General features: G+C 61.1%; 21 protein-coding genes. 18 read left to right on the top strand and 3 right to left on the bottom strand.

Going from position 1 to position 22127, the window contains the following annotated elements:
- Positions 1 to 514 precede the first annotated feature (514 nt).
- Complete coding sequence (locus KGB25_RS07245; protein WP_008031552.1) at positions 515 to 1033, bottom strand: DUF2062 domain-containing protein; 519 nt, start codon at positions 1031 to 1033, stop codon at positions 515 to 517.
- Positions 1034 to 1168: 135 nt separating this feature from the next.
- Here KGB25_RS07245 and KGB25_RS07240 point away from each other — a divergent pair, with 135 nt between their 5' ends.
- The 12 genes from KGB25_RS07240 to KGB25_RS07185 all read left to right on the top strand — a co-directional run bounded on the left by KGB25_RS07240 (position 1169) and on the right by KGB25_RS07185 (position 12629).
- A complete protein-coding gene (locus KGB25_RS07240; protein WP_223434700.1) occupies positions 1169 to 3391 on the top strand; it encodes a DNA internalization-related competence protein ComEC/Rec2 in 2223 nt (740 codons plus the stop codon).
- A gap of 98 nt (positions 3392 to 3489) precedes the next feature.
- Positions 3490 to 4128 carry a MotA/TolQ/ExbB proton channel family protein gene (locus KGB25_RS07235; RefSeq protein ID WP_008045105.1) on the top strand — a complete coding sequence of 213 codons (639 nt, stop codon included), beginning with the start codon at positions 3490 to 3492 and terminating at the stop codon, positions 4126 to 4128.
- Positions 4125 to 4556, top strand: a complete 432-nt coding sequence (locus tag KGB25_RS07230; RefSeq protein WP_223434699.1) for an ExbD/TolR family protein — start codon at positions 4125 to 4127, stop codon at positions 4554 to 4556. The genes KGB25_RS07235 and KGB25_RS07230 overlap by 4 nt, the downstream gene beginning before the upstream one ends.
- Positions 4556 to 5566, top strand: a complete 1011-nt coding sequence (gene lpxK, locus KGB25_RS07225) for a tetraacyldisaccharide 4'-kinase (protein ID WP_008045104.1) — start codon at positions 4556 to 4558, stop codon at positions 5564 to 5566. The genes KGB25_RS07230 and lpxK overlap by 1 nt, the downstream gene beginning before the upstream one ends.
- Positions 5567 to 5590: 24 nt before the next feature.
- A complete protein-coding gene (locus KGB25_RS07220; protein ID WP_007945752.1) occupies positions 5591 to 5776 on the top strand; it encodes a Trm112 family protein in 186 nt (61 codons plus the stop codon).
- Positions 5773 to 6537, top strand: a complete 765-nt coding sequence (kdsB, locus tag KGB25_RS07215) for a 3-deoxy-manno-octulosonate cytidylyltransferase (protein WP_008045101.1) — start codon at positions 5773 to 5775, stop codon at positions 6535 to 6537. The genes KGB25_RS07220 and kdsB overlap by 4 nt, the downstream gene beginning before the upstream one ends.
- Entirely contained in the window at positions 6537 to 7007 is a 471-nt protein-coding gene (locus KGB25_RS07210; RefSeq protein ID WP_008045099.1) for a low molecular weight protein-tyrosine-phosphatase, read from the top strand. The genes kdsB and KGB25_RS07210 overlap by 1 nt, the downstream gene beginning before the upstream one ends.
- Positions 7004 to 8023 (top strand): UDP-N-acetylmuramate dehydrogenase, encoded by a 1020-nt coding sequence (murB, locus tag KGB25_RS07205; protein WP_192227914.1) that lies wholly within the window; start codon positions 7004 to 7006, stop codon positions 8021 to 8023. The genes KGB25_RS07210 and murB overlap by 4 nt, the downstream gene beginning before the upstream one ends.
- 247 nt (positions 8024 to 8270) lie before the next feature.
- A complete protein-coding gene (locus tag KGB25_RS07200) occupies positions 8271 to 8741 on the top strand; it encodes a (2Fe-2S)-binding protein (RefSeq protein WP_008031566.1) in 471 nt (156 codons plus the stop codon).
- Positions 8738 to 11059: a xanthine dehydrogenase family protein molybdopterin-binding subunit gene (locus KGB25_RS07195; RefSeq protein WP_223434698.1), complete on the top strand. Its 2322-nt coding sequence runs from the start codon at positions 8738 to 8740 to the stop codon at positions 11057 to 11059. The genes KGB25_RS07200 and KGB25_RS07195 overlap by 4 nt, the downstream gene beginning before the upstream one ends.
- Positions 11059 to 12042: an XdhC family protein gene (locus KGB25_RS07190; RefSeq protein ID WP_008031568.1), complete on the top strand. Its 984-nt coding sequence runs from the start codon at positions 11059 to 11061 to the stop codon at positions 12040 to 12042. The genes KGB25_RS07195 and KGB25_RS07190 overlap by 1 nt, the downstream gene beginning before the upstream one ends.
- Complete coding sequence (locus KGB25_RS07185) at positions 12039 to 12629, top strand: NTP transferase domain-containing protein (RefSeq protein WP_008045094.1); 591 nt, start codon at positions 12039 to 12041, stop codon at positions 12627 to 12629. The genes KGB25_RS07190 and KGB25_RS07185 overlap by 4 nt, the downstream gene beginning before the upstream one ends.
- A 179-nt stretch (positions 12630 to 12808) precedes the next feature.
- Here the strand turns inward: KGB25_RS07185 and rne are convergent, their stop codons facing one another.
- Positions 12809 to 16027 carry a ribonuclease E gene (gene rne, locus KGB25_RS07180; RefSeq protein ID WP_223434697.1) on the bottom strand — a complete coding sequence of 1073 codons (3219 nt, stop codon included), beginning with the start codon at positions 16025 to 16027 and terminating at the stop codon, positions 12809 to 12811.
- Between the two features lie 701 nt (positions 16028 to 16728).
- On the opposite strand from rne, the gene rluC reads away from it, so the two are divergent.
- From rluC to sppA, 3 genes are read left to right on the top strand one after another with little or no spacing between them, the layout of a single operon-like run.
- Positions 16729 to 17691: a 23S rRNA pseudouridine(955/2504/2580) synthase RluC gene (rluC, locus tag KGB25_RS07175; protein WP_008031576.1), complete on the top strand. Its 963-nt coding sequence runs from the start codon at positions 16729 to 16731 to the stop codon at positions 17689 to 17691.
- Positions 17678 to 18340, top strand: a complete 663-nt coding sequence (locus tag KGB25_RS07170) for an HAD-IA family hydrolase (RefSeq protein ID WP_192227908.1) — start codon at positions 17678 to 17680, stop codon at positions 18338 to 18340. Before rluC ends, KGB25_RS07170 begins: the two co-directional genes overlap by 14 nt.
- A gap of 24 nt (positions 18341 to 18364) precedes the next feature.
- The gene (sppA, locus tag KGB25_RS07165; RefSeq protein ID WP_032832571.1) at positions 18365 to 19354 is read left to right on the top strand and encodes a signal peptide peptidase SppA; all 990 of its coding nucleotides are present in this window, start codon (positions 18365 to 18367) and stop codon (positions 19352 to 19354) included.
- A 232-nt stretch (positions 19355 to 19586) separates the two neighbouring features.
- On the opposite strand, the gene KGB25_RS07160 is transcribed toward sppA, so the two are convergent.
- On the bottom strand, positions 19587 to 20165 hold the full coding sequence (locus KGB25_RS07160; protein ID WP_223434696.1) for a Maf family protein: 579 nt from the start codon (positions 20163 to 20165) through the stop codon (positions 19587 to 19589).
- Between the two features lie 105 nt (positions 20166 to 20270).
- On the opposite strand from KGB25_RS07160, the gene KGB25_RS07155 reads away from it, so the two are divergent.
- From KGB25_RS07155 to plsX, 3 genes are read left to right on the top strand one after another with little or no spacing between them, the layout of a single operon-like run.
- The gene (locus KGB25_RS07155) at positions 20271 to 20798 is read left to right on the top strand and encodes a YceD family protein (protein WP_008031588.1); all 528 of its coding nucleotides are present in this window, start codon (positions 20271 to 20273) and stop codon (positions 20796 to 20798) included.
- Between the two features lie 13 nt (positions 20799 to 20811).
- Positions 20812 to 20994 carry a 50S ribosomal protein L32 gene (gene rpmF / locus KGB25_RS07150; protein ID WP_003179396.1) on the top strand — a complete coding sequence of 61 codons (183 nt, stop codon included), beginning with the start codon at positions 20812 to 20814 and terminating at the stop codon, positions 20992 to 20994.
- Between the two features lie 4 nt (positions 20995 to 20998).
- Entirely contained in the window at positions 20999 to 22009 is a 1011-nt protein-coding gene (gene plsX / locus KGB25_RS07145; protein WP_223434695.1) for a phosphate acyltransferase PlsX, read from the top strand.
- Positions 22010 to 22127 lie beyond the last annotated feature (118 nt).

Below are 22127 nucleotides of genomic sequence, written 5' to 3'. Positions count from 1 at the left end.
GAACGCCGCCCGCAGCAAGCCGGCTCCTACGCGGGATTGGGTTCACACGATTCAAAATTGTAGGAGCCAGCTTGCTGGCGATGGACGTCAACGATAACGCGGGCCGTCTGAATGAACGCGGTGTCCGGGCGTTTTTCGCCGGCAAGCCGGCTCCTACAGGGATCTGCGTGCGCTTTCGCTTTTCACCACTCATCAGGCCGAGCGTTAGCTCGCCTTCCGCTTTTGATCTGAGCGCCCCCTCGAGAGGCCGAGTGGAGGTTCTGCGTAGTGGGCAACCCGGCATGGATGCCGGGTTAGCCGCCCCCGGCCATGGATGGCCGATGGCGGCGGGCCCACGGAGCAGGACCGGAGCGAGGGCATGGCGAGCCTTAGCGAGGCACCGAACGAAAGGGGCAAGAGCCCTTGGTTACTTGGGGCTCTTCCAAGTGACTCGCCGTAAGGGCGAAACCAATAGCCGCCGTCACCGCAGAAATGGATATGTACCCCCCGATCCAATCCCGCCCAGCTACCGCATTCACAACATCCGCTTCTTCTTGCGCCGAGCCCACTGCCGACTCACCCACCACCGCCAATACATCATCACCAAACAATACGCGAGCGCCCCCAACACCAGCCCCACCACAACCGACCCCAGCAAAAACGGCTGCCACAGCGTAGACAGCTCCCCGCTGATCCACTCCCAGGTCAACTCATCCGGCAGATGACGAGCCGGGACATCCATCAACCACGCCCCGGTCTGATACGTACAAAAAAACACCGCAGGCATGGTGATCGGATTAGTCAGCCAGACCAGACTGACCGCAATCGGCATATTGCCGCGTACGACAATGGCCAGAACCGCCGCCACCAGCATCTGCAGCGGAATCGGCAGGAACGCCGCAAACAAACCCACCGCCATCGCCCGTGCGACCGAGTGACGGTTGAGGTGCCAGAGGTTCGGGTCATGCAACAGCGTGCCGAGAAAGCGTAAGGATTTGTGTTCCCTGATGCTGATCGGGTCTGGCATGTAACGTTTGAATAAGCGCCGGGGCATAGGGCTTCTCGGTCGGTTAAGGCGGCAAGTATGTCTGGATTCTATGAGCCGCCCATTCAGACTTTGTGACAATTAATAACGATGCACGTGCCGCGAGCCGGCTATGCCTAGGAGGGGACTCTCAAGGACGGGCGTATGCGCACAGGGATGATGGCGCTGGCGTTGGGTCTGCTGGCTCTGCGTTTTTTGCCGGTATTACCGCCGGTCTGGTTATGGCTGGTGTTGCCCGTAACGGGTTTGATGGTGCTGCCGTTTCGCACGTACCCATTGGCGTTTTTTCTGTTCGGCATCAGTTGGGCCGGCGCAAATGCACAGTGGGCGCTGGATGATCGTTTGCCAGCGAATCTCGATGGCGAAACCCGTTGGGTCGAAGGGCGGGTGACCGGTTTGCCACAGAGCAATGACGGGGGTGTGCGTTTCGAACTGACAGACGTCCGGTCGCGACAGGCCAGGGTGCCGCAACGGATGCGCCTGGCCTGGTATGACGGACCGCCGGTCCACAGTGGTGAACGCTGGCGGCTCGCGGTGAAGTTGAAGCGTCCTGCCGGGCTGCTCAATCCTCATGCCTTCGATTACGACGCCTGGCTGCTGGCACAACGCATCGGCGCTACCGGAACGATCAAGGACGGCGAGCGGCTCAGGGAAGCCCGATGGGCCTGGCGCGACAGCATCCGCCAGCGTTTGCAAACCGTGGATACCCAGGGGCGAACCGGGGCGTTGATTGCGCTGGTGCTGGGGGATGGCGCCGGGCTGAGTCGTGAGGATTGGCAGGTGCTGCAAGACACCGGCACCGTGCATTTGCTGGTGATTTCCGGACAGCACATCGGTTTGCTGGCGGGGGTGGTTTACCTGCTGATTGCCGGACTCGCTCGTTATGGGCTGTGGCCGAGCCGCTTGCCGTGGCTGCCATGGGCCTGCGCACTGGCATTCGCCGCCGCCCTTGGTTACGGACTGCTGGCGGGGTTCGAAGTACCGGTGCGGCGGGCTTGCGTGATGATCGGCCTGGTGCTGTTGTGGCGCCTGCGATTTCGTCACCTCGGCGCCTGGTGGCCGCTGTTGCTGGCACTCAACGCTGTTTTGTTGCTGGACCCGCTGGCGAGCCTGCAACCGGGTTTCTGGCTGTCCTTCGCCGCAGTGGCGGTGTTGATCTTCACCTTCGGCGGTCGCTTGGGGCCGTGGCGATGGTGGCAAACCTGGACCCGTGCTCAATGGCTGATCGCGATCGGCCTGGGCCCGTTGCTACTGGTGTTGGGATTGCCGATCAGTCTCAGCGGGCCGGTCGCCAATCTGCTGGCGGTGCCCTGGATCAGTTTGCTGGTATTGCCGCCGGCCTTGCTGGGAACCCTATTGTTGCCGCTGCCGTATGTGGGCGAGGGCTTGTTGTGGCTGGCGGGTGGTCTGATCGACTGGCTGTTCAAGGGCCTTGGGTTGATGGCCGGTCAATTGCCAGCGTGGGTGCCCGTGGCGATTCCATTGTGGATATGGGCACTGGGCATGCTCGGCGCGTTTCTTCTGTTAATGCCTCGCGGTGTACCGCTGCGCCCGTTGGGTTGGCCGTTGTTGCTGTTGCTGGTTTTTCCACCACGGCCACTTTTGCCAGAGGGCATCGCTGAAGTCTGGCAGCTGGATGTCGGCCAGGGGTTGGCGATTCTGGTGCGGACTCGCCATCACACGCTGCTGTATGACACCGGACCACGCTTCGGCGACTTCGATCTAGGCGAGCGAGTGGTTCTGCCAGCGATGCGCAAACTCGGCGTGAACGAGCTCGACCTGATGTTGATCAGCCATGCCGACGCCGATCACGCTGGTGGTGCGCGAGCGGTTGCCAATGGTTTGCCGATTAAGCAGGTGCTCAGCGGTGATCCCTTGGCGCTGCCCGCCGAATTGCACGCCGATGCCTGCGAGAGTGGCCAGCAATGGACCTGGGACGGCGTGAGGTTTCAGCTCTGGCAATGGCCTTCGGCCACGGACCGCAATCAAAAGTCCTGCGTGCTGCAAATCGAAGCCAATGGCGAGCGATTATTGCTGACCGGAGACATCGACAGCGCCGCCGAGCGCGCCCTGCTCGACAGCCCGCTCGCAGTGCCCACCGATTGGTTGCAGGCGCCGCACCACGGTAGCCGCAGCTCGTCGTCGATGGCGTTGCTCACTGCGTTGCAACCCAAAGCCGTGCTGATCTCTCGCGGCAACGGCAATTCGTTCGGTCACCCGCACCCCACGGTCATGGCCCGTTATAAAAAACGCGGTATGGAAATCCATGACAGCGCCGAGCAGGGCGCCATCCGTCTGCACCTAGGACGCTTCCATCCGCCGTGGGCGATGCGTCAAGAACGGCGTTTCTGGCGTTCCACGCAATAACCGCGAGTTATGAAAGCCCGACCGGATGCGACATCACGGTCTTCGGTGCATCGACCCCCTATGTTAGAGTGGCGCACTTTTTCGAGGGGACTGTCACTGTGTGGGAATTGGTCAAATCCGGCGGCTGGATGATGCTGCCGATCATTCTGAGTTCCATCGCGGCCATGGCGATCGTCGCCGAGCGTCTCTGGACCCTGCGCGCCAGTCGTGTGACCCCGGAGCACTTGCTCGGGCAGGTCTGGGTGTGGATCAAGGACAAGCAACTCAATAAAGAAAAACTCAAGGAATTGCGCGCCAATTCGCCATTGGGCGAGATTCTGGCGGCAGGCCTGGCCAACTCCAGACATGGTCGCGAGATCATGAAAGAGTGCATCGAAGAAGCCGCCGCGCGGGTGATTCATGAGCTCGAGCGCTACATCAATGCGCTGGGCACCATCGCCGCCATGGCGCCGTTGCTGGGTTTGCTCGGCACCGTGCTGGGCATGATCGATATTTTCAGCGCGTTCATGGGGACGGGCATGGGCACCAATGCCGCCGTGTTGGCCGGTGGTATTTCGAAGGCCTTGATCACCACAGCTGCTGGTCTGATGGTCGGTATCCCTGCGGTATTTTTCCACCGTTTCCTGCAACGCCGCATCGATGAGCTGGTGGTGGGCATGGAGCAGGAAGCGATCAAGCTGGTCGAGGTGGTACAGGGTGATCGTGACGTGGACCTGACCGAGGGCAAAAAAGCGTGAAATTCCGCCGCAAACCGCGGGAAACGGTCGACATCAACCTCGCGTCGCTGATCGACGTGGTGTTTATCCTGCTGCTGTTTTTCGTCGTGACCACTACCTTCACCCGTGAAACCCAGTTGCGCGTCGATCTGCCCGAAGCGGTCAGCGGTTCGCCTGCCGAAGACCAGCAGGTTAAACACCTGGACGTGGTCATCAGCGCCGAAGGCGTGTTCTCGGTGAACAATCAGGTCTTGCAGAAGAACGATCTGACCGCGCTCATGGACGCGTTGCAAAAAGAATCCAACGGTGACACCAACCTGCCGCTGTCGATCAGTGCGGACGGCAAGACCCAGCATCAATCGGTCATCACCGCCATGGACGCCGCCGGCAAACTCGGCTTCAGTCACCTGCGCATGACCACTGTCGAGGCGGCGCAGCCCGCGCCCTGATGGCCATGTCCGATCGCTTGCTCGCCGCGTGGTACCAGGGTCATCCGGCCCTGAAGCTGTTGCAGCCGCTGGAGTGGCTGTACCGGCGCGTGGTGATGAACAAGCGCAAACGCTTTCTGGCGGGTGAGGGCGAGATTTATCAGCCACCGGTGCCGCTGATCGTCGTCGGCAACATCACGGTGGGCGGCACCGGCAAGACGCCGCTGATTCTGTGGATGATCCAGCATTGTCAGCGCAGCGGTTTGCGGGTCGGCGTGGTCAGCCGTGGTTATGGCGCCAAACCGCCGCAACTGCCATGGCGTGTCGAGGCTGATCAAAGCGCCGACATCGCCGGCGACGAACCGCTGCTGATCGTCCAGCGTACCGGCGTTCCGTTGATGATCGACCCGGACCGCAGCAGTGCGGTCAAAGCGCTGCTGGCGAGCGAACCTCTGGACCTGATTCTCTCCGACGACGGCATGCAACATTACCGTTTGGCCCGCGACCTTGAGCTGGTGTTGATTGACGCCGCCCGAGGCCTGGGCAACCAGCGCTGCCTGCCTGCGGGACCGTTGCGCGAACCGGTCGAACGCCTGCAAAGCGTTGACGCGGTGCTGTTCAACGGCGCCACCGATGATCGCGACAACGGTTTTGCCTTCCAGCTGCAACCCACGGAACTGGTCAACCTGCACAGCGGCGAACGCCGTCCCCTTGACCACTTCCCAGCAGGCCAGGCGCTGCATGCCGTGGCCGGGATCGGCAATCCGCAGCGTTTCTTCACGACCCTCGAAACGCTACACTGGCAGCCAGTCCCGCATGCATTTGCCGACCACGCCGAGTACAGCGTGCAGGCCTTGAATTTCACACCGTCATTGCCGTTGGTGATGACCGAAAAGGACGCGGTGAAGTGCCGTGCCTTCGCCGCCGCCGATTGGTGGTACCTGGCGGTCGATGCTGCGCCATCGCCGGCCTTCGTGGCCTGGTTCGATACGCAGTTGATGCGCCTGTTGCCGGCTCGACTTTTGCCTTAAACCGTTTATATCCAGGGAATGCTCATGGACACCAAATTGCTCGACATCCTCGCTTGCCCGGTCTGCAAAGGCCCGCTCAAGCTCAGCGCCGACAAAACCGAGCTGATCAGCAAGGGCGCCGGCCTGGCGTACCCGATTCGCGACGGCATCCCGGTGATGCTCGAAACCGAAGCTCGCACCCTGACCACCGACGAGCGTCTGGATAAATGACCACAGCCTTTACCGTTGTCATTCCATCGCGTTACGCCTCGACCCGCCTGCCGGGCAAACCGCTGCTGCTGATCGCCGGCAAGCCGATGATCCAGCACGTCTGGGAACAAGCGTGCAAAAGCAGCGCCGAGCGTGTGGTGGTTGCCACTGACGATGCGCGCATTGTCGAGGCGTGCATCGCGTTTGGTGCCGACGTGGTGCTGACCCGAGAAGACCACAATTCCGGCACGGACCGTTTGGCTGAGGTCGCCGCAAAACTCGGTCTGGCGTCCGACGCGATCGTGGTCAACGTGCAGGGTGACGAACCGCTGATCCCGCCAAGCGTGATCGATCAGGTCGCGGCCAACCTCGCAGCCCACACCGAAGCGCGCATGGCCACGCTGGCCGAGCCGATCGAAGATGTCGAAACCCTGTTCAACCCCAACGTGGTCAAGGTGGTCAGCGACCTCAATGGCCTGGCACTGACGTTCAGTCGTGCGACGTTGCCTTGGGCTCGGGACGCGTTCGCGAAAAGTCGAGACGTGTTGCCGGAAGGCGTGCCGTATCGCCGCCACATTGGCATCTACGCCTACCGCGCCGGTTTCCTGCATGACTTCGTCAGCTGGGGCCCGTGCTGGCTGGAAAACACCGAATCCCTGGAACAGCTGCGTGCGCTGTGGCACGGCGTGCGGATTCACGTCGCCGACGCGCTGATCGCACCGCCCACCGGCGTCGATACGGCTGAAGACCTCGAGCGCGTTCGTCGCCTGCTGGAGGCCTGATGCGGGTTTTGTTCGTTTGCCTGGGCAACATCTGCCGTTCACCCACGGCCGAAGGTGTGCTGCGGCACAAATTGCGTGAAGCGGGGCTGGCCGATCAAGTCGAAGTCGCCTCCGCTGGCACCGGTGGCTGGCATGTCGGCAAGGCTCCGGACAAACGTAGCCAGGCCGCGGCCAAGCTGCGCGGTTACGACCTGTCGATGCAGCGCGCCCAGCAAGTGACCCGCGCCGATTTTTCCACGTACGACCTGATCCTGGCGATGGACAACAGCAACCTGAGCGACCTCATGGCGCTGCAACCTGCCAAGGGCAAGCCCAAGGCCGAATTGGACCTGTTTCTGCGCCGCTACCAGTCGCCAGTCGATGAAGTGCCGGACCCTTACTACGATGGCAACCAGGGCTTTGAGCAGGTGCTCGACTTGATCGAAAGCGCCTGTGATCGACTGGTGATCGAATTGAAGGGCCGGTTATGAGTTTGCAGGTTCAGCCACAGGTTTCGCTCAAGCCTTACAACAGCTTTGGCGTGGACGTTCAGGCGCGCTTGTTTGCCGAGGCTCACAGCGATGCCGACGTACGCGAGGCGCTGGCCTATGCGGTGGAGCATGACGTGCCGTTGCTGGTGATCGGTGGTGGCAGCAACCTGCTGCTGACCGCCGACATCCAGTCGCTGGTGCTGCGCATGGCCACCCGCGGGATTCGCATTTTGAGCGACGACGGCAACAAGGTCGTGATCGAAGCCGAGGCCGGCGAGCCTTGGCATCCGTTCGTGCAACACACCCTGGCGCAGGGTTTGTCGGGTCTGGAAAACCTCAGCCTGATCCCCGGCACCGTCGGCGCGGCACCGATGCAGAACATTGGCGCCTATGGCGTGGAGATCAAGGACGTGTTCGCCGGCCTGACCGCGCTGGACCGCCAGACTGGCGAGCTGCGCGACTTCACGCTGGCCGAATGCAACTTCGCTTACCGCGACAGCCTGTTCAAACAGGAACCGGGGCGCTGGTTGATCCTGCGGGTTCGTTTCGCCCTGGACCGTGCCGAGCACTTGCATCTGGAGTACGGCCCGGTGCGTCAGCGTCTGACCGAGCAAGGCATCGATCACCCGACCGCCACCGACGTCAGCCAGGCGATTTGCAGCATCCGCAACGAAAAGCTTCCGGACCCGGCGGTGCTTGGTAACGCCGGCAGCTTCTTCAAAAATCCCTTGGTGTCGGCTGCACTGGTCACTCGGCTCAAAGGCGAATACCCGGACCTGGTGGCTTACGCGCAACCCGACGGGCAGATGAAACTGGCTGCGGGCTGGCTGATCGAGCGGGCAGGGTGGAAAGGTTTTCGCGAGGCCGACGCAGGCGTGCATAAGTTGCAGGCGCTGGTGCTGGTCAACTACGGGGCCGCGACTGGCCTGCAGTTGCTGAACCTGGCACAGCGCATCCAAAAGGACATTTCAGATCGTTTCCATGTCGATCTGGAAATGGAGCCCAATCAGTATTGAGGCTACGCTTTCAAGGCTGATCTCAAAGCCCTGCACATCTTCGATTGTGCAGGGCTTTTTTGTTAATGCTGGGTTAACTTAGCCCCCTAACGATGCAAGCATTTGCTCCATCAAGGGCCCGATGCAGACATCTCCGTCCGCATAAGAGAGCCTCATTAGCCTGAGTCGATCTGCGTGATGCCAACCGCTAATCCCCCAGCGGCAGATTGCTCGACCCCATAACCCATACCACTATGCGGGCGTGCCCATGATTACCCTGAAACTCAATGGTCAAGACCATCAACTCGATGTCACCGAGGACATGCCGCTGCTCTGGGCCATCCGCGACGTGGCCGGTTACAACGGCACCAAGTTCGGCTGCGGCATGGGCCTGTGCGGCGCCTGCACCATTCACATCGAAGGCGCCCCGGCGCGCAGTTGCATCACGCCGATCGGCTCGGTAGTCGGCCAGAACGTCAGCACCATCGACAACCTGCACGCCGACCCGGTCGGGCAAATCGTGCAGCAAGCCTGGCTCGACACCGCCGTCGCCCAGTGCGGTTACTGCCAGGGCGGGCAGATCATGTCCGCCACCGCACTGCTCAAGACCAACCCGAACCCGAGCGACGAACAGATCGAAGAGGCGATGGTCGGCAATATTTGCCGTTGCGGCACCTACAACCGCATCAAGACCGCCATCCGCCAGGCATCCACTCACCTGAAGGAAGCCAAGGCATGAGCCAGTTCCCGAATGATTTCGCCCTGAGTAACCTCAGCCGCCGCGGCTTCCTCAAAGGCGTCGGTGCCACCAGTGCGCTGGTGGTCGCCGCGAGTTGGGGCTGGCAGGACGCGTTCGCAGCCGAGAAGGAAAAGAAATTCGGCGCCGACGGCATGCCCAACGGCTGGATCGATGATCCGAAGGTGTACGTCAGCATCACTGCGGATGGCACCGTGACCGTGGTTTGCAACCGTTCGGAAATGGGCCAGGGCGTACGCACCAGCCTGACCATGGTCGTGGCCGATGAACTTGAAGCCGACTGGGCGCTGGTGAAAGTGCAACAGGCGCCCGGCGATGAAGTGCGCTTCGGCAACCAGGACACCGACGGTTCGCGCAGCATGCGCCACTGGTACGAGCCGATGCGCCGCTGCGGTGCTGCCGCGCGGACCATGCTCGAACAGGCGGCCGCCGAACAGTGGAAAGTCCCGGTCGGCGAGTGCCACGCGCAATTGCACAAAGTCATCCATAAACCGAGCGGTCGTGAACTGGGTTACGGCGCGCTCGCCGTCGCTGCCGGTGCGCTGGCGGTGCCGGCGCGTGACAGCCTGCGGCTCAAGGATCCGTCAGAATTCCGCTACATCGGCAAGGAAGGCACCAAGGCCATCGACGGTGCTGACATCGTCAACGGCCGCGCGATCTACGGTGCCGACGTGCATATCGACGGCATGCTGTACGCCGCAATTGCACGTCCGGCGGTGTACGGCGGCAAGGTCAAATCCGTGGATGACAGCGCGGCGCTGAAAGTCCCCGGGGTGGTCAAGGTCATCCAGATCGAAGGCCGTCCGCTGCCCTCGGAATTTCAGCCGTTGGGCGGCGTGGCGGTGGTGGCCAGCAATACGTGGGCGGCGATCAAGGGCCGCGACGCGCTGAAAATCGAATGGGACGACGGCCCCAACGCCAGTTACGACTCGATCGCCTACCGCAAGGAAATTGAAGCGGCGTCGCTCAAACCCGGCAAAGTGGTGCGCAATACCGGCAACATCGACCAGGCCATGAGCGGCGCCGACAGCACCCTCGAAGCCTCTTACTATCTGCCGCACCTGACGCAAGCGCCGATGGAGCCGATGGTCGCCATCGCCCGTTTCAAGGATGGCGTGTGCGAAGCCTGGGCGCCAAGCCAGGCGCCGCAGGTCACCCGTGAACGAATCGGTGAACGCCTGGGCATTCCGTTCGATAACGTCACCTTCCACGTCACCCTGCTCGGCGGCGGTTTCGGCCGCAAGTCCAAGCCGGACTTCATCATCGAAGCGGCGATCCTCGCCAAGGAATTCCCCGGTAAGGCGGTGCGGGTGCAATGGACTCGTGAAGACGACATCCACTGTTCGTATTTCCACACCGTCTCGGCTGAATACTTGAAGGCCAGCCTGAACAAGGACGGCCTGCCGTCGGGTTGGTTGCACCGCACGGTAGCGCCGAGTATCACCGCGCTGTTCGCGCCGGGCATGAACCATGAGGCCGCTTTCGAGCTGGGCATGGGCTTCACCAACATGGCTTACGCGATCCCCAACGTGCGCCTGGAGAACCCGGAAGCGGCGATTCATACGCGGGTCGGCTGGTATCGCTCGGTGTCGAACATTCCTCACGGCTTCGCGATCCAGTGCTTTGTCGATGAGTTGGCGCACAAGGCCAAACAGGATCCGCTCAAGTACCAGATCAAATTGCTCGGTCCGGACCGTCAGATCGATCCGCGTACGTTGAGTGAAGAGTGGAACTACGGCGAGTCGCCCGAACGCTATCCGATCGACACCGGGCGCATGCGCACCGTCCTTGAAACCGCCGCGAAAGCCGCGGGTTGGGGGCGAGAGTTGCCGAAGGGCCGAGGCCTGGGACTGGCAGTGCATTACAGCTTCGTCACTTACGTGGCGGCGGTGATCGAGGTTGAAGTCAAAGATGACGGCACGTTGATCGTGCACAAGGCCGATATAGCGGTGGATTGCGGCCCGCAGATCAACCCCGAGCGAATTCGCTCGCAGTTCGAAGGCGCTTGTGTGATGGGGCTGGGCAACGCGGTGCTGGGCGAGATCAGTTTCAAGGACGGCAAGGTCCAGCAAGACAACTTCCATATGTACGAAGTGGCGCGCATGTCCCTGGCGCCGAAGGAAGTCGCCGTGCATCTGGTCACGCCGCCGGGCGTGGTGCCGTTGGGTGGTGTCGGTGAACCTGGCGTGCCGCCGATTGCGCCGGCGCTGTGCAATGCGATTTTCGCCGCCACCGGCAAACGCATCCGCAACTTGCCGGTTCGTTATCAATTGCAAGGTTGGCAGAAGGCCGAGGCTTGATGGACAGCGTCGATCTGAATGTCCTGCGCAGCGTGCTGGAATGGCGCCGCGCCGGTCAGCGAGTGGTGTTGTACAGCGTGGTCCAGACCTGGGGCACCGCGCCCCGGGCACCTGGCGCGATGTTGGCCTTGCGCGAAGACGGGGTGGTGATCGGTTCGGTGTCCGGTGGTTGTGTCGAGGATGACTTGATCGCCCGGCTGCACGATGGCCGGATTCCGGCTGACGGGCCGCCGGTGCAGTTGATCACTTATGGCGTCACTCGCGAGGAAGCCGCACGGTTTGGCTTGCCGTGCGGCGGCACGTTGCGCCTGACCGAGGAGCGAGTCGGTGACCCGGCTTGGGTTGCCGGGTTGCTGGCGAGTTGCGAGGCCCACGAAATCACGGCGCGCTCGCTGGATATCGCGAGCGGCGAAGTGACGTTGCAGCCGGCGACCAAGAACGACGCGCTGAGTTTTGACGGCACCACGCTACGCGCCATTTACGGTCCGCGTTGGCGGTTGTTGCTGATCGGCGCGGGGCAATTGTCCCGTTATGTCGCCGAGATGGCGCGGCTGCTGGATTTCGAAGTGCTGATCTGCGATCCACGTACCGAGTTTGTCTACGGCTGGGAAGAACAGCACGGGCGCTTCGTATCCGGTATGCCGGACGAAGCGGTGCTGAACATCCAGACCGACGAACGCACGGCCATCGTCGCGCTGACTCACGATCCGCGTCTGGATGACATGGCGTTGCTGACGGCGCTCGATTCCAGGGCGTTTTACGTCGGTGCGCTGGGGTCGCGGGTCAACAGCCTGAAGCGTCGGGAAAACCTCGCTCAGCTAGGCTTGTCCCAAGAGGCCATCGAGCGCTTGCACGGCCCGATCGGTCTGCACATCGGCAGCCATTCCCCGGCGGAAATCGCCTTGTCGCTGCTGGCGGAAATTGTCGCGATCAAGAACGGCGTCGAGCTGAAACAGAAGAAGCCGTTGCAGGAGGAGGCATGAGCGGGCCAATCGGCGTCATCGTGTTGGCGGCGGGGCAGGGCACTCGGTTTCGACAGGTGGCGGGTGCCGACAGGGACAAGTTGCTGGCGGACTGTACGGGGCGCGATGGCGGCGTTCGTTCGGTGATCGAGCAGGTGCTGGTGAGTTTGCCGGCCACGCTGGCGAAACGCGTGCTGGTGACGACCGAAGATCGCCCGCAAGTGGCTCGTATGGCTCAGGCGTATGGTTTCGAGATTGTGCTGGTGGAATCCTCCGGCATGGGCGACAGCATTGCGGCTGGGGTGGCGGCGTGCCCGCAGCTCGGTGGCTGGTTGATTGTGTTGGGGGATATGCCGTTCATTCTGCCGTCGACGGTTGAGCAGGTGTTGGCGGGGATTGCTGATGACGGGATCAGTGTTCCGGTGATGAATGGCGAATATGGCCATCCGGTTGGTTTCGGGCGAACGTTTGGACCGGGGTTGATGGCGTTGTCGGGGGATCGCGGGGCCAAGCCGTTGTTTGCGTCGGCGCGGGTGGTTGAGGTGGCGGTCGAGGATGCCGGGGTGTTGTGGGATGTGGATGTGCCTGAGGCGTTGGTTTTCGCCTGATCCACAGCCTTCGCGGGCAAGTCGGATCGCCGCACCGCACGCTCCTACAGGTTTTGCGCCGATCACTGTAGGAGCGAGGCTTGCCCGCGAAGAACGATAACGCGATCTACCTGATAAATAGCCGACATAAAAAAGCCCCGCCTGGGTTACCAGGCGGGGCTTTTTAGTGGCCGATGGAATCAGACGAGGGGTTTAGGCTCGTGCTCTTTTTCCTGGGCTTGCTCGTGTTGCTCTACCGCTTCCTGAACGGAGCGTGGAGCTTCGTCGATCACGGAGTCAGCTGGTTCGGCAGCCACTTCAGCAGCCGGGGCAGGAGCAGCCTCGACGACTTCAGCAACAACCGGTGCCACTTCGACAGCGACCGGAGCAGCAGCGGCAGCCAGTTCGGCTTCCTTCTGCAGGCGCTCTTCTTCACGCTTGCGACGACGCACTTCACGCGGGTCGTTAGGTGCGCGGCCACTTGGTGTCAGGGCGCTGGCCGGGGCAGCTTCAACCACTGGTGCAGCCACTTCGGCGACAACAGGGGCTTCAACAACCGGAGCCACTTCTGGTTCGGCAGCCACAACAACAGGCTCGACAACCGCAACTTCAGCGACTGGTGCTGGCGTTTCGACCGCTACCGGCTCGGCAACCCAGTTGAAAGCGGTTTGCTCTTCGCGAACTTCACGAACGGTTTCGGTCACGGTTTCAGCGACGGTTTCAACAACCGGCTCTGCAACCACGGCAGGCGTTTCAGCAACGACGGCAGGCTCGGCGGCAGCTTCGACTTCAGGCTGTGCTTCACGAACCGGAGCCACTTCGACTTCTGGAGCGGCAGTTACTTCTACAGGCGTGGTCGCTTCAACGACTGGCGCTTCGACTGGAGCAGTTTCCAGTGTGGCGGCAGTGGCGCGTTCGGCTTGCTCGTTGGCCTGTGCTTCGGCCGGAGCGCTGATCACGGTGCTGGCAACGGCTGCGGTAACAGCCAGGCCTGCGGCCAGATCGGCAGCGCTTGGTGCTTCGGCGCCTTCGTTACCTTCGGCGGATTCGGATTCTTCCGAACCTTCGATCACGTTGCCGTTGGCATCGCGTTGACGCTCGCGACGGTTGCTGCGACGACGCTGGCCACGGGAGCGGCGGCGTGGACGATCGCCTTCGGCGCCTTCCTGACCGTCTTCCTGCAGTTGCTCTTCGTTGCCGGTCTGCTCTTCTTCAGCAACGGCGGCAGCGGCTTGCTCGGCGCGTGGTTGACGCTCTTCACGCGGTGGACGTGGCGCACGCTCTTCGCGTGGCTGACGAGCTGGACGCTCTTCAGCAGTTGCGGTAGCGGCAGCAGCAGCTGGAGCGGCGGCGTCCAGCGGTTCACGCAGTTCACGAACGCGTTCTTCACGCTCGCCACGTGGCTTGCGATCTTCACGAGGCGCGCGCGGTGCACGTTCTTCGCGAGGGGCGCGTGGTGCGCGCTCTTCACGTGGAGCGCGTTCTTCGCGAGCGACTGCCGGGGTTTCTTCACGGGCTTCGCGTGGCTCACGTGGTGCGCGTTCTTCACGCGGTGCACGTTCCTCGCGAGGCTTACGCTCTTCATCGCGGCGACCGTTACGGTTGCGGCTCTGCTGACGACCGTTGCGACGCTCTTCGTTGCGAGCAGGACGCTCGGTGGTCGCTGGTTTTTCAACCACAACCGGAGCAGCAGGCTCTTCTTTGGTAGCGAACAGGCTGACCAGCGACTTCACCAGGCCTTTGAACAGGCTTGGCTCTGGCGCGGCGGCCGGTGCAGCAACCGGTGCGGCGACGACTTCGGTCGGAACCGGAGCGTTGGCGCGGGCCGGCGCAGTCTTGACCGCGGCTTCCTGGCGAACCAGGGTGCGGGTCGCAGCGGCTGGCTGGACTTCTTCGACTTCGGCAGCGGCAGCAGCGATTTCGTAGCTGGACTGGTTGATGCTGGCTTCCGGGCTGTCATCACGCAGGCGCTGAACTTCGAAGTGCGGCGTTTCGAGGTGATCGTTCGGCAGAATGACGATGCGGGCACGGGTGCGCAGTTCGATCTTGGTGATCGAGTTGCGTTTTTCGTTAAGCAGGAAGGCTGCGACCGGAATTGGCACTTGTGCGCGAACTTCGGCGGTGCGGTCTTTCAGGGCTTCTTCTTCGATCAGGCGCAGGATCGCCAGCGACAGCGATTCAACATCACGGATGATGCCGGTGCCGTTGCAACGCGGGCAAACGATGCCACTGCTTTCGCCGAGCGATGGACGCAGGCGCTGACGGGACATTTCCAGCAGGCCGAAGCGCGAGATGCGGCCGACTTGTACACGAGCGCGGTCGGCTTCCAGGCATTCGCGGACTTTCTCTTCCACGGCGCGCTGGTTCTTGGCAGGGGTCATGTCGATGAAGTCGATGACGATCAGGCCGCCGATGTCGCGTAGGCGCAACTGACGGGCGATTTCTTCGGCGGCTTCAAGGTTGGTCTGCAGGGCGGTTTCTTCGATGTCGCTGCCTTTGGTGGCGCGCGCCGAGTTGATGTCGATGGACACCAGGGCTTCGGTCGGATCGATAACGATGGAACCACCGGAAGGCAGTTCGACGACGCGCTGGAAAGCGGTCTCGATCTGGCTTTCGATCTGGAAGCGGTTGAACAGCGGAACGCTGTCTTCGTACAGCTTGATCTTGCTGGCGTACTGCGGCATCACCTGGCGGATGAAGGTCAGGGCTTCGTCCTGGGCTTCAACGCTGTCGATCAGCACTTCGCCGATGTCCTGGCGCAAGTAATCGCGGATGGCGCGGATGATCACGTTGCTTTCCTGGTAGATCAGGAACGGCGCGGAGCGATCCAGCGAGGCTTCTTTGATGGCGGTCCAGAGTTGCAGCAGGTAATCGAGGTCCCACTGCATTTCTTCGCTGCTGCGGCCCAGGCCGGCAGTGCGCACGATCAGACCCATGTCGGCCGGTGCAACCAGGCCGTTCAGGGCTTCTCGCAGTTCGTTGCGCTCTTCACCTTCGATGCGACGGGAGATACCGCCGGCACGCGGGTTGTTCGGCATCAGAACCAGGTAACGACCGGCCAGGCTGATGAAGGTGGTCAGGGCTGCGCCCTTGTTGCCACGTTCTTCTTTTTCAACCTGAACGATGACTTCCTGGCCTTCGCTCAGGACGTCTTTGATGTTGACGCGGCCTTCAGGGGCTTTCTTGAAGTATTCGCGGGAGATTTCTTTGAGGGGCAGGAAGCCGTGGCGCTCGGAGCCGAAATCGACAAAGGCAGCCTCAAGGCTTGGTTCGATGCGAGTAATCCGGCCTTTATAGATGTTGGCCTTCTTCTGCTCGCGTGCACCGGATTCGATGTCCAGGTCGTAGAGGCGTTGGCCATCTACCAGTGCAACACGCAACTCTTCGGGTTGAGTTGCGTTAATCAGCATTCTTTTCATGTAGTACCGTCGGTTTCCGGGCTGCCGGAAACGGCGTTCGGCACACACGACTTCTCATGGTCGGTGTCAGGTGCGTCGGGAGTGGTTGGCCATTCCCGTGTCTAGCGAAGTCCGGCCAATGTGGGCCTTCGTCGCGACGTACGCGTCCTGCTTGCTGTGGCTACTTAAGCACTCAGTCAGGAGGAGGAATCAACCGGCGGCTGTGGACGAGATGAAGCGTCTTGATAAAGCCTATTGCTACACAGTCCAGCGGTTGTGCATCTCCACCCTACACGTATCCCTGATAATTCGGGTGCTGCCGCGCGCAGAATCCGCAGCGGGTTGGCATTTACCGTGAGCTCCGAAAGGGGAGGTCACGCATCATGGCTAATTTAGGCGTTGTTTCCGAAGCGTTCGCTCGGGGTCATTCGCAGCTGACTGCACTTTGTGAACTGGCCGTGAATATGGGCTCGCGTAGCGAGTGAAAACTCTGCTTTGCGGCGTGATTCAGGCCTCATGTCACCTGCGCTCGTTACACCTGCAAACTCCACCGTTACGTAGCGAAAGCGCCGTAGGACGGCCTCGCGTCCTGGTGAATTGCATTGGTCAGGGCCGGTTTTTGACCGTTTGTCCGCTGTCCAGGCCGCTTTTGGCGGCGTTCGCGACTATAGCAGTAATGATTAAGTGCTTCAATTCCATAAAAAATTGATATCATCCGCGCCATGACGACTACTGCCCCCTCGACCCCAGGCGTACAACTGCTTGAGGTCTCGCCGGAATATGCCGGCCAACGTATTGATAACTTCCTTCTCGCTCGGCTCAAAGGCGTGCCCAAGACCTTGATTTACCGCATTTTGCGTAAAGGCGAAGTGCGAGTGAACAAAGGCCGGATCAAGCCCGAATACAAGCTGCAGGCGGGCGATATCGTGCGCGTGCCGCCGGTTCGCGTGCCTGAACGCGACGAACCTGTGCCGCTGGCCCAGGGCCTGCTGCAGCGGCTCGAAGCCTCGATTGTCTATGAAGACAAAGCGCTGATCGTGATCAACAAGCCTTGCGGCATTGCGGTTCACGGCGGCAGCGGCCTGACTTACGGCGTGATCGAAGCCTTTCGTCAGTTGCGTCCGGATTGCAAGGAGCTCGAGCTGGTTCACCGCCTTGACCGTGACACCTCCGGCCTGCTGATGATCGCCAAGAAACGCAGCATGCTGCGTCACTTGCACACGGCCTTGCGCGGTGATGGCGTGGACAAGCGCTACATGGCGCTGGTTCGCGGCAACTGGGCGGCATCGATCAAGCAAGTCCGTGCATCGCTGGGCAAGAGCAATCTGCGTTCCGGCGAGCGGATGGTCGAGGTCGACGAGGAGGAGGGCAAGGAATCGGTGACCGTGTTCAAGGTCCTGCGTCGATTCGGCGACTTTGCCACCCTGATCGAGGCCAAGCCGATCACTGGCCGGACTCACCAGATTCGCGTTCACACTTTGCACGCCGGGCATTGCATTGCCGGCGACACCAAGTACGGCGATGACGATTTCAGCAAGGAAATCCGCGATCTGGGCGGCAAGCGCCTGTTCCTGCATGCGTACATGCTGACCGTGCCGCTGCCGGATGGCGGCGAACTGAAGTTGCAGGCGCCTGTCGACGAGATGTGGGCCAAGACTGTGGAGCGCCTGAGTGCACCCCTCTGATTACAAACTGCTGATTTTCGATTGGGACGGCACGCTGGCTGATTCCATTGGTCGGATTGTCGAAGCAATGCACGTTGCGTCCGAGCGTTCCGGTTTTCAGTTGCGCGATGACTTTGCTGTCAAAGGCATCATCGGCCTGGGCCTGCCGGAAGCGATTCGCACGCTGTACCCCGAGATCAGCGATACCGAACTGGTGGCGTTTCGCGAGCATTATGCGGACCACTACATCGCCTCTGAAGCCGTGCCTTCGCCGTTGTTCGAAGGGGTCGTCGAGTCGATGGAGGCGTTCCGCGCCGAGGGTTATCATTTAGCGGTTGCCACCGGCAAGGCGCGTCGCGGACTGGATCGGGTGCTGAAGTCGCACGGCTGGGAAGATTATTTCGACATCACCCGTGCCGCCGACGAAACCGCCAGCAAACCCCATCCTCTGATGCTTGAGCAGATCCTCGCCCATTGCGAAGTTCGTCCGGAGCAAGCGTTGATGGTCGGCGATTCGTCATTCGACCTGCAGATGGCGCGCAACGCCGGCATGGATTCGGTGGCGGTCAGCTACGGCGCGCAATCGATTGAAGCGCTGAAATTGTTCGAACCGGCGCTGGCTATTGATCGTTTTTCAGAATTGCATGCCTGGCTGAGTCAGCGGGCTTAATACGTTTTGCCGGGGTAGATGGTCATGACCGACGAATGGAAGGCGCCCGCCAAGCCGAGCGCAGAGAGCGGTGACGAGAAAAGCTGGAAGCTGCTGGAAAAGACCCTGCTCGCCAGCGTGCAGGAGCAGCGTCGGTCGCGTCGCTGGGGGATTTTCTTCAAGTTGCTGACCTTTGTGTACCTGTTTGGCGCGTTGATTCTGTTCACGCCGCTGATGGACATGGAGAAAGCCGCCACTCGCAGCGCCAATTACACTGCGCTGATCGAAGTGACGGGCATGATCGCCGACAAGGAGCCCGCCAGCGCTGACAACATCGTCGGCAGCCTGCGTGCCGCCTTCGAAGATAAGAAGGTCAAGGGTGTCATCCTGCGCATCAACAGTCCGGGCGGCAGTCCGGTGCAGTCCGGCTACGTGTATGACGAGATTCGCCGGTTGCGCGGCCTGAACCCGGACACCAAGGTTTACGCGGTAATCTCCGATCTGGGGGCTTCCGGTGCTTATTACATCGCCAGTGCGGCGGATCAGATCTATGCCGACAAGGCGAGCCTGGTGGGTTCCATTGGCGTGACGGCGGCCGGTTACGGGTTTGTCGGCACCATGGAGAAGCTGGGTGTCGAGCGTCGGACCTATACGTCGGGCGAGCACAAGTCGTTCCTCGATCCGTTCCAGCCGCAGAAGCCTGAGGAAACCCGGTTCTGGCAGGGCGTACTCGATACGACGCACCAGCAGTTCATCAACAGCGTCAAGACGGGTCGTGGCGACCGACTCAAGGACAAAGAGCATCCGGAGTTGTTCTCCGGGTTGGTCTGGTCCGGTGAGCAGGCGCTGCCGCTGGGGTTGATCGATGGTCTGGGTAATGCCAGTTCGGTAGCGCGAGATGTGATTGGCGAGAAAGAGCTGGTGGACTTCACCGTTCAGGAATCGCCGTTCGATCGCTTCTCGAAGAAACTGGGTGCCAGCGTGGCTGAGCAGTTGGCGATGTGGATGGGCTTCCAGGGTCCATCGCTGCGCTGATCTTCCGGCTACATAAAAAAACCGGCCCAAGTGGCCGGTTTTTTGTTGGCGCTCGCATCCTGTAGGAGCCGGCTTGCCGGCGATGGCAGCGTTCCTGATACACCGCGCCGTTCGCATCGCCAGCAAGCTGGCTCCTACAGGATTTTGTTGTGGTGCGGATTGGGACGTTCCCTTGTAGGAGCCGGCTTGCCGGCGATGGCGTCCTCAAGATCGGTGAAGGACTCGACAGCCGTCAGGGGATTTGCACCCCTTCAGCCAATAGCATGTCGATCAGGCGAATCAGCGGCAGGCCGATCAGGCTGGTGGCGTCAGGGCCTTCGGTGCGCTGAAACAGGCTCACCCCCAAACCTTCGGCCTTGAAGCTGCCAGCGCAATCGTAGGGCTGTTCGGCGCGCAGGTAGCGTTCGATGCGTGCGGTGTCGAGTGCGCGCATGTGCACGGTGAACGGCACGCAGTCGACCTGGCAGTGTCCCGTCTGGCTATTGAGCAGGGCCAGGCCGGTCAGAAAGGTTACGCTGGCGCCGCTTGAGGCCAGCAACTGCTCGCGAGCCTTTTCGAAGGTGTGGGGTTTGCCGATAATGCGCTCGCCGAGCACCGCGACCTGATCGGAGCCGATAATCAGATGGGCGGGGTGGCTGCCGGCAAGAGCCCGGGCTTTTTCTTCGGCGAGGCGCTTTACCAGTTCGACGGCGGCCTCATTCGGCCGATGACTTTCGTCGATGTCCGGCGAGCTGCAGGTGAACGGCAGCTGCAAGCGGGCCAGCAATTCCCGGCGATACACTGAGCTTGAAGCGAGTAATAAAGGCAGCATGCGCATCTCCAGAAGACAGGCGCGAATTCTAGCGAGGCTTCCAGGTGACGGACAGGGCTGAATTTCCTTTGACATGGCTGGGTGCATCCCTATAATGCTGCGCCTATGTTGAATGACCCGATTCCACCTCACGTTGACCCGCGCAAATTGGCTGACCGTGGCACCACCCTTCAAGGTGAACTGCTGCTGGCCGATTTGGAGAGACTCTGCGACCCGCTTTCCGACAATGTCGGTACGGTGCAGGCTAAATTCGTTTTTGAACGAGATGAACGTAAGTCTGTGGTAATCCACAGCTTTATCGACACCGAAGTCAAAATGGTTTGCCAGCGTTGTCTTGAGCTGGTCACCCTGCCGATCCACAGCGAATGCAGTTATGCTGTGGTGAAGGAGGGTGCGAATACCCAGTCGTTGCCGAAAGGTTATGACGTGCTGGAACTGGGCGAAGATCCTTTGGATCTGCAGTCACTGATCGAGGAGGAGCTTCTGCTCGCCTTGCCCATTGTGCCTGCTCATCATCCGGAAGAATGCCAGCAGCCGGCGGGTCTCGATGAGCCCGAACCGAGCGAGGACGAGGTAACGCGGTCCAACCCGTTCAGTGTATTGGCGCAGTTAAAGCGTGACCCAAACGTTTAGGAGTTAATCAATTATGGCTGTTCAGCAGAACAAAAAATCCCGCTCCGCCCGTGACATGCGTCGTTCGCACGACGCTCTCGAGGCTAGCACCCTGTCTGTAGAAAAAACCACCGGTGAAGTTCACCTGCGTCACCACGTATCGCCAGAAGGCGTATACCGTGGCCGTAAAGTGATCGACAAGGGCGCTGACGAGTAATCACTTGTCCGCTCAAGTCATCGCGATTGACGCAATGGGCGGGGACTTCGGTCCCCGCAGCATTGTTCAGGCCAGCCTTGCTTGTCTGATTGCTACACCCTCGCTGCACCTGACCCTTGTCGGTCAACCCTCCCTTCTTGAAGAATTGATCGCTGGCCAATCGGCTGTGGATCGCTCGCGCCTGTCGATTACCCCGGCATCCGAAGTGATCACCATGGACGAAAAACCTGCCCAGGCCTTGCGTGGCAAGCCGGATTCGTCGATGCGCGTGGCGCTTGAGTTGTTGCGTGATGGCAAGGTTCAGGCCTGCGTCAGCGCCGGCAATACCGGCGCGCTGATGGCCTTGTCACGGTTCGTGCTCAAGACCTTGCCGGGCATTGATCGGCCGGCCATGGTCGCGGCGATTCCGACGCAGAAGGGTTACTGTCAGTTGCTCGACCTGGGCGCCAACGTCGATTGCAGCGCCGAGCATTTGCTGCAGTTTGCGGTGATGGGCTCGGTCGCGGCGCAAACCCTGGGCCTCGTTCGTCCACGGGTTGCATTGCTGAACATCGGCACCGAAGACATCAAGGGCAATCAGCAGGTCAAGCTGGCGGCAACCTTGTTGCAGAGTGCTCGCGGCATCAACTACATCGGTTTTGTCGAGGGTGACGGTTTGTACCGTGGCGAGGCGGATGTGGTGGTGTGCGACGGTTTTGTCGGCAATATTTTGCTCAAGTCCAGTGAAGGTCTGGCGACCATGATTGCCGGGCGAATTGAAGCGCTTTTCAAAAAAAACCTCGCATCGAAAATGGTGGGCGCCCTGGCGCTGCCGCTGATGAAGCGTCTTCAGGCTGATCTGGCGCCTGCTCGGCATAACGGCGCAAGCTTCCTCGGGTTGCAGGGGATTGTGGTGAAAAGCCACGGTTCGGCAGGGGTTCAGGGCTTCCAGAGTGCGATTCAGCGGGCCTTGATCGAGATCCAGGAAAACCTGCCGGAACGCATTCACGGTCGTCTGGAGGATTTGTTGCTTTAGGCGTTTTCGTCGGACAATGCTTAAATGTGACCGCTCAGTTCAATTTGCCATCCAACTGTCAGTTTCTTGCGTCCCCCAAGCGGGACGTCAATTCTCCGACGACAAGATCATTAGGGGC

Source organism: Pseudomonas sp. BF-RE-21 (genome assembly GCF_019947305.1).
GTDB lineage: Bacteria > Pseudomonadota > Gammaproteobacteria > Pseudomonadales > Pseudomonadaceae > Aquipseudomonas > Aquipseudomonas migulae.
This window is presented reverse-complemented; position numbering and strand designations above follow the sequence as displayed.